Below are 16,243 nucleotides of genomic sequence, written 5' to 3'. Positions count from 1 at the left end.
GGCCCCGCTCCCGTCCGGGGGGCGGGGCCGGTCGGGGGCGGGTCAGTTCAGGTACAGGTCCTTGAGCGCGGCCAGGTCGCGGTCCGTGAGGCCGAGGGCCTCACGGACGTATCCGTCCATGTCACCGTGGACGGCGGCGACGGTGTCGAAGGCGGTGTTCAGGTACGGCTCGCGCACCTCCAGCAGCGGCCGCACGACCTCGACGGCGATCCCCGTGCCTTCGAGCATCCCGTAGATCCTGCTCGCCGCCTCCGCCAGGTGATCGTTGCTGAGCAGGTAGTCGGCCATGACCGTCCGCTTGTCGACGCCCAGGACGGTGAGCAGCAGCGCGACGCCCCATCCTGTGCGGTCCTTGCCCGCCGTGCAGTGCATGAGGGTGCCCGGCCTGGACAGCGCGCGCATCAGGTCGCCGAAGGCGGCGTGCGCGTCGGGCTCGATCACCATGCCGCGGTAGACCGCGGCGAGGAACCCCTCGGAGGTCTCGGGCGAGGTCAGCGAGGCCACGAGCGAGGGGTCCTCGAACAGGGCGGCGATGTCGGCGCCGTGGCCGCCCTGCCGCTGCACGTCGAGCACCAGGTAGTCGACGCCGTCCGGGATCCGGTCAGGCTGGGCGGCGCGCTCGCTCGCCGTGCGGAGATCGCAGACCAGGCGCACCCCGCGTGCGGTCAGCGCCTCCTGGTCGGCGGGGGTGAGCTGGTCGAGCGCGCCGGACCGGAAGGCGAGCCCGGTGCGGACCTTCCTGCCGTCGGCGGTGAGCTGACCACCGATGTCCCGCAGGTTGGGCGCGGACGCGATGAAGTCCATGAAACCCGACGATAGCCGTAGAGCGGTCGGGCGGCGCGGGAGCGGGGTGTCGGCTCCCGCGCCGATCGGCACGCCCGTGATCACCGGTATGGGCGCTGGTCGTCTCCTTTGACCGAGTGAGCGGCGATGGGCGGTAAATGGGACTAACCTCTCGCCCATGAGTGACTACGCGATCACGTTCGACCTCGTCGACGGCAACAACGACGGTCTGATCTCCGCCGAGGAGCTGGTCCGCCTGATGGAGGTGCTCGGCCAGCCCATCACCCTCGAAGCCGCGCAGGCGGGCGTCGCCAGGCTGGACCGTGACGGCGACGGCCTGATCTCGCTGGAGGAGTTCGGCTCCTTCATCCAATAGTTATAAAAACAAGCACTTGCTCTACGCAACCCCTGTCAGTTAAGTAACAAGTGGCGACGGGAGGGGTCATGGGCATCAAGGGTGACGGGAGCGACGGGCGCCGCCTCTGGGAGTCCGTTCCCTCCGGCATCGTGCACGCGTTGCGCCCCGGTATCGGCAGGCTCTCCGACGAGGTGATCGAGGAGATCCAGACCCGGATCCCCGAGTACGCGAGGCCGTCTGACGAGATCTACATCAAGGTCGTGCGGATGGCGGTCGAGGAGGCCATCGGCCGCTTCCTCGACCGCATCGAGGACCCCGACACCCCGTGGGATCCCGAACCGTTCCGCATGATCGGCAGGGGCGAGGCCGCCGAGGGCCGCAACCTCGAACCGCTCCAGACCGCCATGCGCCTGGGTGCGAGAGTCGGCTGGCGGCGGCTGACAGAGCTGGCCGAACCGCTCGGCCTGTCGCCCCAGTCGCTCTACGACCTCGGGGAGGCGATCTTCGTCTACCTCGACCAGCTGGCCGACGCGGCCGCCCAGGGCTTCGACGAGGCCAGGGCCCACGCGGCGGGCGAGATGGAGCGCCGCCGCCACCGCCTGCTCGACCTGCTGCTCTCCCAGCCGTCCGCCGGCGCGGAGGCGATCGCCGACCTGGCCAAGGCGGCGGGCTGGCGGCTGCCCAGGACCGTCGCGGGCGTCGCGCTCGACGACCAGAACGGCACCCCCTCCCTTCCCCCCGACGTCCTGGTCGGGCTCGAACGGCCGCAGCCGTGCCTGCTCGTCCCCGACCCCAACGGGCCGGGGCAGCCCCAGATGCTCGAGAAGAGCCTGCGCGGATGGCGGGCCGCGGTCGGCCCCGCCGTACCGCTGAACAGGGCGGCCGTCTCGCTGCAATGGGCGGAAGAGGCGCTGGACCTGGCCCGCAGAGGGGTGCTCCCCGGAGCCCGCGGGCCGCTGCGCTGCGCCGACCACATGGCGACGCTGATCGTCTTCAAGGACGAGGACCTGGTCGGCGCGCTGGCGCAGGCCAGGCTCGCGCCGCTCGCCCACCTGCGCAAGTCGCAGCAGGACCGGCTGGCCGAGACGCTGCTGGCCTGGCTGAGGTACGGCAGAGGCGCCGGCGAGGTGGCCGCCAGGCTGCACGTCCACCCGCAGACCGTCCGCTACCGGCTGCGCCAGCTCGAGGAACTGTACGGCGAGCAGCTCGGCGACCCCGACATCCGCTTCGAGCTGGAGATCGTCCTCAGGGCGCGACAGGCCAGGAGCGGAACAGCCTGAGGTTCGGCTCGCCGACACGCTCCCGCAGCGCACGGTCCTCGATGCCCAGGTCCTCCTCCGGCGCCAGGCAGAGCACCCCGACCTTGCCGACGTGCTCGTTCGTCTGCACGGCACGCGCCGCGTCGCCCGCCCGCTCCAGCGGGTAGACCCGCGACAGCGTCGGATGGATCATCCCGAGCGAGATGAGGCGGTTGACCTCGGCGCACTCCAGGTAGTTCGCGCCGTGCGAGCCGATGATCCGCTTGAGCCTCATCCACAGGTGCCTGTTGTCGTAGGCGTGCTCGAACCCGCTGGACGAACCGCAGGTCACCACCGAGCCGCCCTTCCTCGCGACGTACACCGACGCGCCGAACGTCTCCTTGCCCGTGTGCTCGAACACGATCGCGGGGTCCTCGCCGACCAGCCTGCGCACCTCGGCCCCCAGCCTGCGCCATGCCTTCTCGTCGTCCAGGTGCTCGAACTGGGTGCGGTCCAGGATGTGCTCGCACCCCATCCTGCGCAGCAGTTCGGCCTTCTCCCGCGAGCTGACCACGCCGACGGGGATGCCTCCGCCGTTCTTGACGAGCTGCACGCCGTACGCGCCGAGGCCGCCGGTCGCGCCCCACAGCAGCACCACGTCACCCTGCTTCATCCGCGAGCCGTGCTCGCCGACCAGCATGCGGTAGGCGGTGGACGCGCACAGCATGTTGCACGCGGCCTCCTCCCAGCTCAGGTGGGCCGGCTTCGGCAGCAGCTGCGTCGCCTTCACCACCGCGAACTCCGCGAGCCCGCCGAAGTTCGTCTCGAATCCCCACGCCCGCAGGTCGTTCCCCAGCATGGAGTCGTGGTGGGTGACGGGGTCCTCGCCGTCCACGTACGCGGGGCTCGTCACCACCCTGTCGCCGATCCGCCAGCGCTGTACCGCCGCGCCCTTCCTGACGATCACGCCGGACGCGTCCGAGCCGAGCACGTGCGTGTCGAGGTCGTGGCGCGGATCGGTCCTGCCGAAGCGCTCGAGGAAGGCGAACGTCGGGATCGGCTCGAACATCGCCGACCAGACGGTGTTGAAGTTGATCGCGCTGGCCATGACCGCGACAAGGACCTCGTCCGGGGCCAGCCGGGGCATGGGGACCTCGCCCACGTGCAGCGACCTGCGCACGTCCTTGTCCACCCCGTTCACGCCGTGCGGCGTCCTGCCGAACATGCCGACCTCGTCCTTGCGGATGTAGGCGGCGGTGTAGGTCGAGGGGAGCGGAGTGTGCTCGAGCTCTTCGGGATCCGCGCCCTCGATCACTGCCTCTGCCAGCGTCATCAGATACCTCCGGGGAAACCCCCGCCTTCGGGCGGGGAGGAATCGGACCCCTGCGGAGCGGGACAGGGGCGGGCGATTCGCCGCCAGGCGGACCGCCATATCGAACAAACGCACGATTCTCGCCTGATGGTGGCAGTAGCATGTGGGGTGTGGCGCAGTCGCCGGTCGGCACGAACGTGGGCGCGGACGCGGGCATCAGCGCGCTGGTGACGCTCTCCACCGGCGAGAAGATCGTCAACCCGAAGCATGAACGCCGTGACCGGCTTGTTCGCGAGAACCAAGTGATCGCCGTGGAGGATCTGACCGTCCGCAACATGGTCCGCAACCATTCGCTGGCGCGCGCCATCTCGGACGCGTCCTGGCGGGAACTGCGCTCCATGCTGGAGTACAAGGCCATCTGGTACGGGCGTGAGCTGGTGGTGGTCGACCGCTGGTTCCCCTCCTCCAAGCTGTGTTCCGCGTGCGGAGCGCTGCAGGCCAGGGTGCCGCTGAACGTCCGCGACTGGGTGTGCGCCTGTGGCGCACACCACGACCGTGACGTCAATGCCGCCAAGAATGTGCTCGCCGCCGGGCTGGCGGAGAGCTGAAACGCCTGTGGAGCTGGTGTAAGACCTCAACGAGAGTCCTCTCGGGCGGGCAACTGGCCGTGAAGCAGGAACCCTCACGGGTGACCGTGGGAATCCCCCTCGTTGACGAGGGGAGAATGTCAAAGGAGACCTCTCAGGTGTGCGGCGACGATCTCTACATGTGGGGGGTCGAGCAGGTTGAGATGGTGCGACCCGTGCACGGGGACGATCTCCAGGTTCTTCGCGAACGGCGCGAAGCCTCGGGCGGGATCGTCGGTGTGCGCGTAGCGGACGTCCTCCACGGCCCACGGGGTCGGCTCGGTGGAGCGGTAGAGGACGACCCTTCCCTGGTACGGCCCGCACTGGTAGCGCTCGATGGCCAGGGTGTCCTGGTGGGAGGTGCGCTGGTGGCGCAGGATGGCGGGGCTCAGTCCGGTCAGGACGCCCGACGCCTCGATGCGCGCCTCGGTGAGGGCCAGCTGTTCGCTCTCGCCGAGCTCCGCCAGCTCGTCGTAGGTCAGGGAGATGGCGGCGCCGTAGGTGTCGCGGAGGTACTGGGAGAAGTCGGCGTACCTCCGGGCGTGGACGCGGGTGAGCGCGGCGGGGTCGAGCGGGGCGGGAAGCCCTGAGTCGATCATCGCGACCAGCTCGACGGCGTCGCCGAGCAGCCTGGCGATCTCGAAGGCCATGATCCCGCCGAACGACCAGCCGCCGATCCGGTAGGGGGCGGGACAGGTGCCGGTGATGGCCTCGGCGTAGGCGGCGGCCCGCTCGGGGATGCCGTCCGCCCCCTCCACCCGTTCCAGCCCGAACACCGGCGTGCCGAGAAGGGACGCGAGCCTGAGATAGACGCCCGTCGTCCCGCCCGCGGGGTGCGCGAGGAACAACGGCCCGCGGTGCGCGCCGGGCGGGGCGAGCCCGGCCGTCAGCGGCCTGACGATCCCCCGCCCTGCCTCCTTCTCGTCCAGGTTCCGCACCCCGTCGGCGACCTCGGCCACGGTCACGCCGGCCACCCTGCGCCCCACCTCGCGCTCCAGGGCGGGCAGGACCTCGGCCGGGACCGCCTCGTTCACTCCGAGTACCCGCCCGACCACCTCCCCCGCCACTCTGACCACCAGCCGTTCGGCCGCGTCTCTCGGTCCCATCTCGACCGGCCCGGCCCTCTCGACGCCCAGTTCGGCCGCCAGCGCCCGCACGACCCCGTCGAGAGTGCCGCCTCTGAGCAGCAGCCCCGCGGGCAGTGCCACCCCGAAGTCGTGCTCGAACGAGCCGCGCAACCGCGTCGCCGCCAGCGAGTCCAGCCCCAGATCCGTCAGCACCGTGCCGCCCGGCGCATCCCCGGACTCCTCCAGCCATCGGGCGTCGAGCCCGAGCACGCCCGCCACCCGCTCCCGCACCCGCGCGCCGATCACCCGCAGCGCCTCCTCGGGCGCCAGCTCCCCCAGGTCGGGCCGCCGATCCCCCGCGCCCTCCACCACCATGGAGAAGTACGGCATGCGCCCCACCCCTGGGAACACCGCCGTCGCCTTCGCAGGGTCGAGCCTGACCACGCCCGCCGACAGCCCTCTTCGCAGCAGAGCCTCCAGCGCCTCGATCCCCTCCTCCGGAGTGAGCGGCACGACGGCGGGCAGCGGGTTCGCCCCCGCCCACGTTCCCCACGCGATCGACACCGCCGGCGCGCCCTCCGCCCTGCGGAGATCGCACAGCGCGTCCAGATACGCGTTCGCCATCACGTAGGCGGCCTGCCCCGGCGAGCCCAGCAGCGACGCGGCCGACGAGAACGCCACCCACCAGTCGAGGTCGTGGCCCCGCGTCGCCTCGTCCAGCCGCCGCCCGCCCGTCGCCTTGGCCGCCCACACCCGTTCGATCGAGGCTCGCGTCAGGTCCGCGACCAGGCTGTCGTCCAGCGCTCCCGCCGCGTGGACGACCCCGCACAGCCGCAGCCCGCCCTCGGTCGCCGCCGCCACCAGCCGCGCTGCCGTACCCTCCGCGGCCAGATCCCCCGTGACCACCTCGACGGCCGGGAGCCCGGCGAGGTGCGCGGCGGCCTCGGCCGACGGCCCCGAACGGCCGTTCACCACGACCCTCCCCGCTCCTCTCTCGGCCAGCCAGCGGGCGACCAGGAGTCCGAGCGTGCCGTAGCCTCCGGTGATCAGGTAGCCGCCGCCCTCGCGCACCACGGCAGGGACGCCACGATGGCGGGCGGGTTCGGGGAGCTCGGCGCGGCGAAGCCGGGCGGCGTAGCGGACGCCGCCGCGCCAGGCCACCTCGTCGTCATCGGAGTCGCAGGCCAGCTCCCGCGCGAGCGCCGAAAGGTCGTCGACGTCGATCAGGCTGGCCCGGAGCTCGGGATGTTCCAGGGCCAGCACCCTGATCACGCCACGCAGCGAGGCGGCCGCCGGCTCGCCGGGCTCGCCCGCGACGACGGCCTGCGCTCGCTCGGTGACGATCCTCAGCCGCCTGCCGCCGGCCATCCGCGCCAGATCCAGCAGGACGCTCGCCGGGTCGGGGTTCACGGGCACGAGCAGGAGCGGGTCGCCCTCCGGCCCCGCGGGCAGGAACGAGGCCAGGCGGCCGGCCCGCGGATCCCCCTCATCGGCCAGGATGAGCCATTCGCGGGCCGGCGCCACCTGGTCGTCCGCCAGCGGGGCCGGTGTCCAGAGCCGTTCGACGAGCTTGTCCGCCAGCCGTACCGGAACGCCCGCCTCCTGGATCTCTCGCGTCTCGATTCCCTCACAAGACCCGTCTACACGGAAAAGCCCGATTCTTTCCCGCGCGTCGGCAGAGCCGCCTTCGCCGGCCGAGCCGTACATCTTCCACACGCCCGCCGCGTCCTTCGCGTGCACCTCGACGCGCCCGCCCACGCGCGTGACGGTGACCCGTGCCGGCAACGGCAGCAGCGCGTACAGCGCGACGTCCTCGACGACGTCCCCGCCAGACGCCGCCAGCGCCAGCCGCGCGACCGCCTCCACCGGCAGCACGGCGACGCCCTGCCTGTGCCAGGTCGCCTCGTCCAGGTGCCACGGCGCCTCGGACAGGTCGTCGAGCACGGGGGACCAGCTGTCACCTGCGGGAGTCTCCACGTGCGCGCCCAGCACCGGGTGCCCGCCCGCGGTACGCGGCCGCTCGGCCACCCAGTGCCGCTCCCTCCGCCAACGCGGCCGCGGCACGTCCACCACCCGGCCGTCCAGGCACGGCGGCACGGCGGCCGCCACCCTGGCGACCTGCTCCTCGAACCCCTTCACCCCAGGACCCCGCTCGCCGGACCCGCCCTCGCCCTGCCCATCGGGAGCGGGACCCGCGCCGGAGGAAGGGGGCCTGGCGATCGAATGGGTCACCAGCACGCTCCGCGGGAGGCTGTCCCTGAGCGGCGCGGCCAGCACGGGATGCGGCCCGATCTCGGTGAAGACCGTGTGCCCGTCCTCCGCCGCGGCTCGCACCGCCTGCATGAGCCGTACGGGACGCCTGATCCCCGCCGCCCAGTAGGCGGGCTCGAACGTCGGCGTCTCCCGCGGATCGTCGAGCACCGTCGAGTAGAACGGGATCGAGGGCTTGCGGGGGTTGATCGGCTCCAGCTCGGCCCTCAGCAACGGCTGCAGGGGCCTGACCTGGGGCGAGTGCCCCGCGCCCTCCGCCGTCAGCACCCGCGCGTACCGCCCGCTCGCCCCCACCTCCGCCGCGAACCGCGCCATGCCGTCAGCGTCGCCCGTGACCACGGTCTGCGCCGGCGAGGAGTGCACGGCGACGTGAAGTCCCGCCGGCACCTCCTCGGCGGCGACCTCCAGCACCGCCATCGACCCGCCTCCGCCCAGCGAGCCCAGCAGCCGCGCCCTCCTGCAGATCACCCTGACCCCGTCGTGCAGCCCGAGCCCGCCGGCGACGACCGCCGCGGCGACCTCGCCCATGGAGTGCCCGATGACGGCCGCGGGCCGGATCCCGTAGGCGGTCCACAGCCTGCTGAGGGCGATCTGCACGGCGAAGATCATCGGTTGTAGGTGGGCGACGCCGCTCGCCTCCCTGTCGTGCGGGTCGATGCCGCCCTCCGCCTTGAGCAGCGGCGCCAGCTCGTCGACGGCCTCCCTGAAGACGGGCTCGGCGGCGTAGAGGTCGCGCACCATGCCCGGCCACTGCGCGCCGTACCCGCTGAAGACCCACACCGGGCCCTTGCCGCCCGCGGGCCCTGGTTCGACGGTCGCGAGCGCGCGGACCAGCTCGTCGGCGGTCCTCCCCACGACCGCCGCGCCCACCCTGCCCCTGCCCGCCCGCCTCGCCAGCGTGTACGCGACGTCCCCCAGCCAGGCGCCGCTGTCCGGGGAACCGCCGCTCGGGTCCCGGTGGGTGGTGAGCCAGGCGGCCAGGTCGGCGGCCTGCTCCCTGACCCGGTCGGCCGAGGTGTCGCTCAGCACGAGAACCCGGGCCGGTGGCGTGCCGGTCGTGCGGCTTCCCTCGCTGAGCACCCGGGCCGGCGGCGTCCCGGTCGCCCGGGTGCTCTCGCCGAGCACTCGGGCGCGCGGCGTGCCGGTCGCGCGGGCCAGGGTCGCGGGCTCGTGGTGGGCGTCCAGGACGATGTGCGCGTTGGTGCCGCCGAAGCCGAACGACGACACCCCCGCCCGGGCGTCGGGACGGGGCCACGGGGTCGGTTCGGTGACCAGCGTGAGGGATTCCCAGGGGACGTGCGGGTTCGGCGTGTGGACGTGCAGGCTGGGCGGGATGAGGCCGTGGTGGAGCGACAGCACCGACTTGATGAAGCCCGTCACCCCCGCCGCGGCCTCCAGGTGGCCGAGGTTGGTCTTCACCGAGCCGATCAGGACGGGGCAGGGGAGCGCGGCGGCGATGGCGCGGGCCTCGATCGGGTCGCCGAGGAAGGTGCCGGTGCCGTGGGCCTCGATGTGGTCGGGGCCCCTGTCGAGGTCGGCGTAGACGCCCCGGAGCAGGTCCCGCTGGGCGTCGGGGTTGGGGGCGACGAGCCCGTTCGAGCGGCCGTCCTGATTGACGGCGGACGCGGTGACCACCGCGAGGACCCTGTCGTTGTCGCGGAGGGCGTCGGACAGGCGCTTGAGCACGACGGCGCCGCAGCCCTCGGCCCTCACCATCCCGTCGGCGGACGCGTCGAACGCCTTGCACCTGCCGTCCGGCGCGGTGCCGCCCGCCTGGTCGAAGGCCATGGTGACGACCGGGGACAGCAGCAGGTTCACGCCCGCCGCCAGAGCGAGGTCGCTCTCACCCGCCCGGAGGCTGTTCACCGCCAGATGGATGGCGACGAGGGACGACGAGCACGCGGTGTCGACGGCCATCGAGGGTCCGCGCAGGTCCAGCAGGTACGACAGCCGGTTCGCGGCGATGCTGAAGGCGGCGCCCGTGGCGGTCCAGGCCTCCACGGAGGCGGGGTCGGCGGTGGTGAGGTGGGCGTACTCGTTGCCGGAGATGCCGACGAAGCAGGCGGTACGGCTGCCGCGTAACGAGCGAGGGGCGATACCGCCGTGCTCGAACGCGTCCCACGCCGTTTCGAGGAGGAGGCGCTGCTGGGGGTCCATCGTGGCGGCCTCGCCCGGTGGGATGCCGAAGAACTCGGCGTCGAATCCCTCGATGTCGTCGAGGAAGCCGCCGTGCCTGGTCGTGCGGCGCAGGGCTTCCGCGGTGCGGGCCGTGCCGTCGTCGAACCGTTCCCACCTGCCTTCGGGCACCGTCCGTACGGCGTCGCGGCCGTGGACGAGGAGATCCCAGAACGCCTCGGGCCCTTCGGCGCCCGGCAGGCGGCACCCGACCCCGACCACCGCGATCGGCTCGGGCGCACGGCCTTGGACCGGATGGGGACGTGCCTCGTGCGAGCGGCCCTCGACCAGGTGGTACCCGTCGGACGAGCGGCCCTCGACCAGGTGGTACGCGCCGGACGAGCGGCCCTCGACCGAGTGGTGGTGCGGGTAGGACGAACGGCCCTCGACCGGGTGGGGGCGGGGGCCGGACGGACGGCCGCCCGTCGGGTGCGGCTCGGGTGCACGATCGTCCGCCAGGTCGGAAAGCGGGCCGGGTGAGGAGAGGGCGGCGGCGAGCCGGTTGATCGTCGGGTGTTCCCACACCAGGGTCGGCGGCAGCTCCCGCCCGACCAGCTCGGCCAGCTCCCCCGCGATCCCCATCGCGTCCCTGGAGGACAGTCCGTACTCCTCCAGCGGCCGGTCGGGGTCCACGTCGTCCGTGGCACACCGGGAGGAGATCCGTTCCGTGAGGAAGCGGCGGATCTCGCCGTCACCGAGTACGTCCATGGGTTCTCCCATGCTGCCGGGGGTGATCGGCCAACCTACCCATACGAACCGTTCGAGAGCAGCCCGTAGCGGAACATTCCTCCGGTTCGTTTTGTCACGCCGGTGATAATTGTCCGGAGAGCGCAAGCCGCAGCGCCTTTTCGTTGCCTCCGGTGATAGCTGCCACGCGCCGCCAGGCCCTAGCCTCGCCTGCACGCTGAGGACGGCTGAGGACGGTGACGGGCATCATGCGATCCAGGGGCTTGCTGGCGGTGGCACTGGCGTCGGTGCTGGTCATGGGCGCGGCGGCCGGTCCCGCGGCTGCTGATCCGAACTGGTCGCTGGTGCCGGAGGGCGACGGCGAGCCCAGGAAGGCGGAGCCCGCCAAGACCGAGCGACCGGCCAGGCAGGGCCAGGCCGACGTGCCCGGTCAGCCGGGCGAGGTGCCGCCGCAGGGGGACACCGGCGACAACCCCTTCCTCGACGACCCGAACGGGCGGCCGACCAAGGCTCCCCAGCCGCAGCCGACCCTGCCCGACCGGCCGCCCGCCCGGCAACCGGCCCGACAGCCGGACCAGCGGGGGACCGGCCCGAAGGACGCCGGCGACCCCCGCTACGCGCCGGGTCAGCCGGCGCTGAAGGGCCCGGCGAGGGTGGTCAGGGAGCGCCGGCTCGGCCCGCGCATGATGGACGTCCTCATCTCCTCGCCGTCCGTCGGCCGGATGACTCCCGTCCGTCTGCTGCTCCCCCACGGCTGGTCCGCATCCGCCAAGCGCACCTGGCCCGTCCTCTACCTCCTGCACGGCGGCGCCGACAACTACACCGCCTGGACCCGCATGACCGATGTCGTCTCCTTCACCGAGAACGTCGACGCGATCATCGTCATGCCGGAGGCGGGCAGAGCCGGCAACTACTCCGACTGGTACAACGGCGGGCGTGGCGGCAGCCCCGCCTGGGCGCGATTCCACACGCAGGAGGTGCGGCGGCTCCTGGAGATCGGCTACCGCGCCGGCACGCGCAGGGCGATCGCGGGCCTGTCGATGGGCGCCTACGGGGCGGTGAAGTACGCCGCGCAGAATCCCGGCATGTTCGGGTTCGTCGGCGCGTTCAGCGGCATCATGGCGACGGAGCTGCCCGGCATCCCGCAGATCATCCAGAACGCCCAGCTCAGCGAGGGCCAGGACCCGAACGCGCTGTGGGGCGACCCGACGAGGAACAAGGACGTCTGGGCGGCCAACGACCCGGTCGTGCTCGCCCCCAACCTCAAGGGCACGGCCATCTACATGTCGAGCGGCACCAACAGCTTCGCCGGCCCGCTGGACCCGCCCGGCTCACCGTGGCACCCCGCCCACCTGGGCGAGCCCATCTCCGCGTACACGGCCAAGGCGCTGAGCAGGCGGCTGGACGCGCTCGGCATCAAGCACACCATGAACATGTACGGCAACGGCACCCACACCTGGCCGTACTGGAACAGGGAGTTCAAGAACTCCTTCCCGATGGCCCTGCGCGCGCTCGGCCTGAAGGGCGGCGGCGACCCCACGGTGGCGACGATGAGGGACGAGCGCGAGTGGGAGTACGACACCCCGCTGCCGCCGATCACACCGCCCGACGCCGTGCAGCCGGCCCCGCTGCCGCTCGGCGTCGTGAACTGGACGCTGCAGCAGTGACACTTGATCCATGAACCTGCGCGACCGCAAGAAGGAGCGAACGCGGCAGCTGCTGTCCGAGACCGCGATCGCGATGTTCCTCGCCGAGGGTTTCGACCAGGTGGCGGTCGCCGACATCGCGGCGGCGGCGGAGGTGTCGAAGCCGACGCTGTTCAGGTACTTCACCTCCAAGGAGGACCTGGTCCTGCACCGCTTCGCCGACCATCAGGGCGAGCACGCCAGGGTGGTCGCCGCCCGGGATCCGGGTGAGACGCCGCTGGCAGCCCTGCACCGGCACTTCCGGGAGGGGCTGCGGGCGCGCGATCCCGTCACCGGGCTCTGCGACGTGCCCGAGGTGCTCGCCTTCTACCGGCTGGTGTTCGGCACGCCGAGTCTGTCCGCCCGCCTGGCGGAGTATCGTGCGGCCGACGCGGCCTCGCTGTCCGGCGCGCTCGGCGGCCCCGCGCCGCGCCTGGTGGCCGCCCAGGTGATCGCGGTCGTCGACGTGCTCGCCCACGACAACGTCGCGGCCGTCTCGGCCGGCCGTACGGCCGACGAGGTCTTCCCGGAGGCGGCCGAGGCCGCCGACGCCGCCTTCGACCTGCTCAGCCGCGGCGCCGCAGGGCGCGGCTACTGATCTCTGTCAGGTTCGTGACGCCGATCGTCTCGTTCTTGAACGGGTAGGAGAGCGCGTCGAGGGCGGCGATCTGGGCCTCGGTGTCGTCGTCCGCCTCGGTCTGGAAGCGGAAGGTGAACCAGCTCACCGACTCGTCGTAGGCGAGCGAGCCGCGCTCGCTGAAGCCGATCTCGCAGGCGTCGACCCGGGAGCGCAGCGTCTCGTGCTGCACGTCGGTGAGGCCGTCGAACCTGGCCCTGATGATCACTCGGTAGGTGTCCATGCCGAATCTCTCGTCGCGTAGGTGAGTACCCGGGCGCCGAGCAGGCTCTCGATGGTGTCGAGCCGCTCCAGCGTCGCCGTGGCGATGGCGGAGGGGTCCTGCCCCTCGGCGGTGCGCCTGCCGATCTCGCGCAGGACGTGGGCGTGAACCCAGCCGAGCTGCTCGGCGACCAGCGACGGCGTCGGATCACCAGGCTCGGCGCCGCCCTCCTCCGCCAGGACGCGGGCCAGCTCGTCGACCATCTGCTCGGCCAGGCCCGCCAGCCTCGCGCTCAGGGTCGGCGCGGCACGCGCCATCTCCACGAAGCGGCCGAACCCCTCGGTCAGCCCGATGCTCCTGTCGCGGCGGCGCAGCTCGTCGCGCAGCGTGGCGAGGATGGCGCCGGCCGCCGACGATCCCGCCGGCCGCCCGCGCACGATGGCGGCGAGCCTGTCCCTGGAGACGGGCGGGATGACCAGATCCTCTTTGACCTTGAAGTAGTTGTAGACGGTGTTGACCGACACGTCGGCCGCCGCGGCCACTTCGGCGATCGTGACCTGGTCGAATCCGCGCTCGACGAAGAGCCGGAGCGCCACCTCGGCGATGTGGCGCTTGGTCTCCAGCTTCTTGCGTTCGCGCAGGCTCACACGATGGAGTCTATGCCAAATTTGGAGTGGACTCCAAAAATTAGGCGGCGGCCAGGTAGACCTGCCCGAACACCTCGGCGTACTTCTTCAGGTCGGTCGCCACGTCCACCTCGGGCGTCGCGGGGTTGTAGAGCGTGGCCAGGCGCGGCTTGACCTCGCTGAGCCTGGCGAGCTGCTCCCAGGTGGCGTTGCCTGCCAGCTTCTCCCCGAGCACCCTGTTGACCGCGCCCTTGGCGTCCTGCCAGCGCGTCCACAGCGTCACGGTCTCGGCCGCGTCGGACTGCAGCGGCGTCGCCACCCGCTCGGTGATCGTCTTCAGCGCCTGGTCGGCGGTCAGCTTCGAGGAACCGGGCGCGGTGAAGACCGCGTCCTCGGCACCGATCGTGGCGTAGGCGTCCCACGCGCGGGCCCTGACCTGGATCCACTGGTTGCGCTGGGCGGCGGCGGCGTCGATCTTCCAGGCGGCGTACTCGGTGGCCAGGTGGCCGTTGTCGAGGGAGAGCTGGTCGACCAGGCCCTTGGACAGCCACGCGCCGACGCGCTCGGGGTCGAGCAGCGGGTACTTCTTGCCGATCTCGGTCTTGCACGCCTCGTTCGCCCCGCAGCCCAGCACCGGCACGACCGTGTGCAGGGCCAGCTTCCTGCCCGGGACCGCGTCACGCAGGGCTGCCGCCGCCTCGGTCACGAACCTGTCGATCTCCTCGGCGGAGGTGAACGTCTGGTTGTAGCCGAGCTGGGAGCTGAACCTGATGCCCGTGACGCCCTGCTGCAGCGCCAGCGCACCCACCCGCTTCACGGCCTCCGCGAGCTTGCCCGCCTTCCAGTCGTCGGCCAGGTCGGTGTCGATCCAGACCCGCAGCCCCGCCGCGGTCGCGGCCTTGACCGCCTGTCCTTCGGCGGTCTCGGCGGCGGTCTTCACCGCGGCCGCCGACAGCTCGGAGGGGTCGACGTAGCAGTCCTTCGCCCCACCTTCGCACTCGGGCGTGCCGCCGCCGTCGTTCTCCCCTGCGGGGTCGGGGTCGCCCACATCGCCGGAGGTGCTGTCGTCGGGCACTTCGGGGCAGCTGTTGCCCTCCTCGGTGCAGTCGATCGTCGGGCTGTCGACGGGCACGGTGTTCCGCATGTTCTCGCCGTCGTTGTCCAGCCAGAACCTGGCGATGTCGGCGGCCTCCTCCGGCGTCGCCATCCACCTGCAGACGACGTACGCGGGGGTGTCGCTCGACATCAGGTCGTTGCAGCTCCTGGGGTCGTTGTCCGACCAGGCAGGGACGCCGATGCCCAGCAGCGAAAGCGCCAGGCCGATGACGAAGATCTTCCGGAAACGCATGTCGCCTACTTCGCGGGGGGATCAAAGGTGGGCAAGTAGCACACTATCCGGACAGTTGTAAGAGATCCACTGCTTGTCGCACTCCGTCTTCCACCCGCAGTCGAGCGGCCAGTCGAGGATTCGGTACGGCACGCAGCACCCTCGCCGCCAGCGCCTCGGCGGTGAGGCGCCTGACCGGCAGCGGCGCGGGGCCCGCCCCGAGCGCGGCGACGCGCGCACCCCAGAAGTGCTGGTCGGCGAAGAACGGGCAGACGATGTTCGGCACACCCGCCGTGAGGCCGGTCGCCGTGGTGCCCGCCCCGCCATGATGGACGACGGCGGACACGAGCGGGAAGAGCGCGCCATGATCGACCTCCTCGACCTGCAGGACGTTCGCCGAACGCTCCACGTCCAGCCCCTGGACCACGGCCCGCACCCCCGCCAGCCTGAGCGCCTGGAGGACCCGCGTGGCCAGCCCCTCGGGCGGGCGCATGCTGCCGAACCCGACGAACACCGGCCGCGGCCCCTCCTCGACGAAGGCCGTGATCTCATCCGGCAGCGGCCCAGGCGGCAGCCGCCAGTAGCCGGTGAGGTGGACCCTCGCGGGCCAGTCCCGCGGCCTGGGCACGACCAGCGGGCTCACCGCGCACAGCACGGGCGCCTCGCGCCCCCGGCGTGCGGGGCCGAGCCCGAAAACCGAGCGCCGCAGCCTGTCGACCATCCGGCCCAGGACGAGCGAGCTCAGCCTCTCGATCACCGCGTAACTGACCCTGTTGCCCCATCCGCCGAGAGTGCGCGCGGGCACGAGCGGATTGGGGAAGGCGGCCGTGGGATGGCTGGGCTGGAAGTGCATCAGCAGGTACGGCATGCCGTACCGCTCCGAGAGGTGCGCGCCCATGCCGCCGAGCGCAGGGGCGAGGACCAGGTCGGCGTCGCGGGCGGCCGCGTCGACCTCGACCACCAGCTTCTCGGCGAGCGGTTCGACGACCCGCCTGAATCCGGAGACGAACCCGAGGGGGCCGCTGCGCAGCCACGCCTGGCCCTCGTCCGAGTCGAGCACGGCGACGGGGTCCACGCTGAGCGGCGCGAGGGCGAGCCCGTCCATCAGCGGCGCGTAGCGCGGAGCGGCGACGACCGTGACGTCGTGGCCGCGCGCTCGCACCCCGCGGCCCAGCGCGACGCACGGCTGAGTGTCGCCCCGCGAGCCGAACGCCAGGATCGCGACCTTCACCGCAGCGCCGCCACACGC

At 72.2% G+C, this 16,243-nt stretch carries 11 protein-coding genes and 1 pseudogene; 5 read left to right on the top strand and 7 right to left on the bottom strand.

Going from position 1 to position 16,243, the window contains the following annotated elements:
• Positions 1 to 42: 42 nt before the first annotated feature.
• Positions 43 to 804 carry a tyrosine-protein phosphatase gene (locus ACFSKW_RS48000; RefSeq protein WP_379581316.1) on the bottom strand — a complete coding sequence of 254 codons (762 nt, stop codon included), beginning with the start codon at positions 802 to 804 and terminating at the stop codon, positions 43 to 45.
• Positions 805 to 961: 157 nt separating this feature from the next.
• On the opposite strand from ACFSKW_RS48000, the gene ACFSKW_RS47995 reads away from it, so the two are divergent.
• A complete protein-coding gene (locus ACFSKW_RS47995; protein ID WP_379581314.1) occupies positions 962 to 1,159 on the top strand; it encodes an EF-hand domain-containing protein in 198 nt (65 codons plus the stop codon).
• A 68-nt stretch (positions 1,160 to 1,227) separates the two neighbouring features.
• Complete coding sequence (locus ACFSKW_RS47990; RefSeq protein ID WP_379581312.1) at positions 1,228 to 2,421, top strand: PucR family transcriptional regulator; 1,194 nt, start codon at positions 1,228 to 1,230, stop codon at positions 2,419 to 2,421.
• On the opposite strand, the gene ccrA is transcribed toward ACFSKW_RS47990, so the two are convergent.
• Positions 2,387 to 3,712 carry a crotonyl-CoA carboxylase/reductase gene (gene ccrA, locus ACFSKW_RS47985; protein ID WP_379581310.1) on the bottom strand — a complete coding sequence of 442 codons (1,326 nt, stop codon included), beginning with the start codon at positions 3,710 to 3,712 and terminating at the stop codon, positions 2,387 to 2,389. The two genes, ACFSKW_RS47990 and ccrA, sit on opposite strands and share 35 nt — an antisense overlap.
• A gap of 170 nt (positions 3,713 to 3,882) precedes the next feature.
• Here ccrA and ACFSKW_RS47980 point away from each other — a divergent pair.
• Positions 3,883 to 4,293, top strand: a pseudogene (locus ACFSKW_RS47980) (RNA-guided endonuclease TnpB family protein); the annotation flags it as partial.
• Between the two features lie 125 nt (positions 4,294 to 4,418).
• On the opposite strand, the gene ACFSKW_RS47975 reads toward ACFSKW_RS47980, so the two are convergent.
• Positions 4,419 to 10,538 carry an SDR family NAD(P)-dependent oxidoreductase gene (locus ACFSKW_RS47975; RefSeq protein ID WP_379581309.1) on the bottom strand — a complete coding sequence of 2,040 codons (6,120 nt, stop codon included), beginning with the start codon at positions 10,536 to 10,538 and terminating at the stop codon, positions 4,419 to 4,421.
• Between the two features lie 227 nt (positions 10,539 to 10,765).
• Between ACFSKW_RS47975 and ACFSKW_RS47970 the strand changes: the two genes are divergently transcribed.
• Positions 10,766 to 12,184: an alpha/beta hydrolase gene (locus tag ACFSKW_RS47970; RefSeq protein ID WP_379581308.1), complete on the top strand. Its 1,419-nt coding sequence runs from the start codon at positions 10,766 to 10,768 to the stop codon at positions 12,182 to 12,184.
• Positions 12,185 to 12,194: 10 nt separating this feature from the next.
• On the top strand, positions 12,195 to 12,800 hold the full coding sequence (locus ACFSKW_RS47965) for a TetR family transcriptional regulator (protein WP_379581307.1): 606 nt from the start codon (positions 12,195 to 12,197) through the stop codon (positions 12,798 to 12,800).
• Here ACFSKW_RS47965 and ACFSKW_RS47960 read toward each other — a convergent pair.
• Genes ACFSKW_RS47960 through ACFSKW_RS47945 form a run of 4 tightly spaced genes read right to left on the bottom strand, consistent with a single transcriptional unit; the run spans position 12,769 to position 16,225 of the window.
• Complete coding sequence (locus ACFSKW_RS47960) at positions 12,769 to 13,062, bottom strand: DUF6204 family protein (protein ID WP_379581306.1); 294 nt, start codon at positions 13,060 to 13,062, stop codon at positions 12,769 to 12,771. The two genes, ACFSKW_RS47965 and ACFSKW_RS47960, sit on opposite strands and share 32 nt — an antisense overlap.
• A complete protein-coding gene (locus tag ACFSKW_RS47955; RefSeq protein WP_379581305.1) occupies positions 13,044 to 13,688 on the bottom strand; it encodes a TetR/AcrR family transcriptional regulator in 645 nt (214 codons plus the stop codon). Before ACFSKW_RS47955 ends, ACFSKW_RS47960 begins: the two co-directional genes overlap by 19 nt.
• A gap of 40 nt (positions 13,689 to 13,728) precedes the next feature.
• Complete coding sequence (locus ACFSKW_RS47950; protein ID WP_379581304.1) at positions 13,729 to 15,015, bottom strand: hypothetical protein; 1,287 nt, start codon at positions 15,013 to 15,015, stop codon at positions 13,729 to 13,731.
• 43 nt (positions 15,016 to 15,058) lie between these two features.
• Positions 15,059 to 16,225: a glycosyltransferase gene (locus ACFSKW_RS47945; protein ID WP_379581303.1), complete on the bottom strand. Its 1,167-nt coding sequence runs from the start codon at positions 16,223 to 16,225 to the stop codon at positions 15,059 to 15,061.
• Positions 16,226 to 16,243: the final 18 nt, after the last annotated feature.

Source organism: Nonomuraea mangrovi, from assembly GCF_042681425.1.
In the GTDB taxonomy this organism is placed as follows: domain Bacteria; phylum Actinomycetota; class Actinomycetes; order Streptosporangiales; family Streptosporangiaceae; genus Nonomuraea; species Nonomuraea mangrovi.
This window is presented reverse-complemented; position numbering and strand designations above follow the sequence as displayed.

Coding starts and splice junctions, on each gene's coding strand:
- ACFSKW_RS48000 (WP_379581316.1), bottom strand. CDS start 804: ATGGACTTCATCGCGTCCGCGCCCAACCTGCGGGACATCGGTGGTCAG.
- ACFSKW_RS47995 (WP_379581314.1), top strand. CDS start 962: ATGAGTGACTACGCGATCACGTTCGACCTCGTCGACGGCAACAACGAC.
- ACFSKW_RS47990 (WP_379581312.1), top strand. CDS start 1,228: ATGGGCATCAAGGGTGACGGGAGCGACGGGCGCCGCCTCTGGGAGTCC.
- ccrA (WP_379581310.1), bottom strand. CDS start 3,712: ATGACGCTGGCAGAGGCAGTGATCGAGGGCGCGGATCCCGAAGAGCTC.
- ACFSKW_RS47975 (WP_379581309.1), bottom strand. CDS start 10,538: ATGGACGTACTCGGTGACGGCGAGATCCGCCGCTTCCTCACGGAACGG.
- ACFSKW_RS47970 (WP_379581308.1), top strand. CDS start 10,766: ATGCGATCCAGGGGCTTGCTGGCGGTGGCACTGGCGTCGGTGCTGGTC.
- ACFSKW_RS47965 (WP_379581307.1), top strand. CDS start 12,195: ATGAACCTGCGCGACCGCAAGAAGGAGCGAACGCGGCAGCTGCTGTCC.
- ACFSKW_RS47960 (WP_379581306.1), bottom strand. CDS start 13,062: ATGGACACCTACCGAGTGATCATCAGGGCCAGGTTCGACGGCCTCACC.
- ACFSKW_RS47950 (WP_379581304.1), bottom strand. CDS start 15,015: ATGCGTTTCCGGAAGATCTTCGTCATCGGCCTGGCGCTTTCGCTGCTG.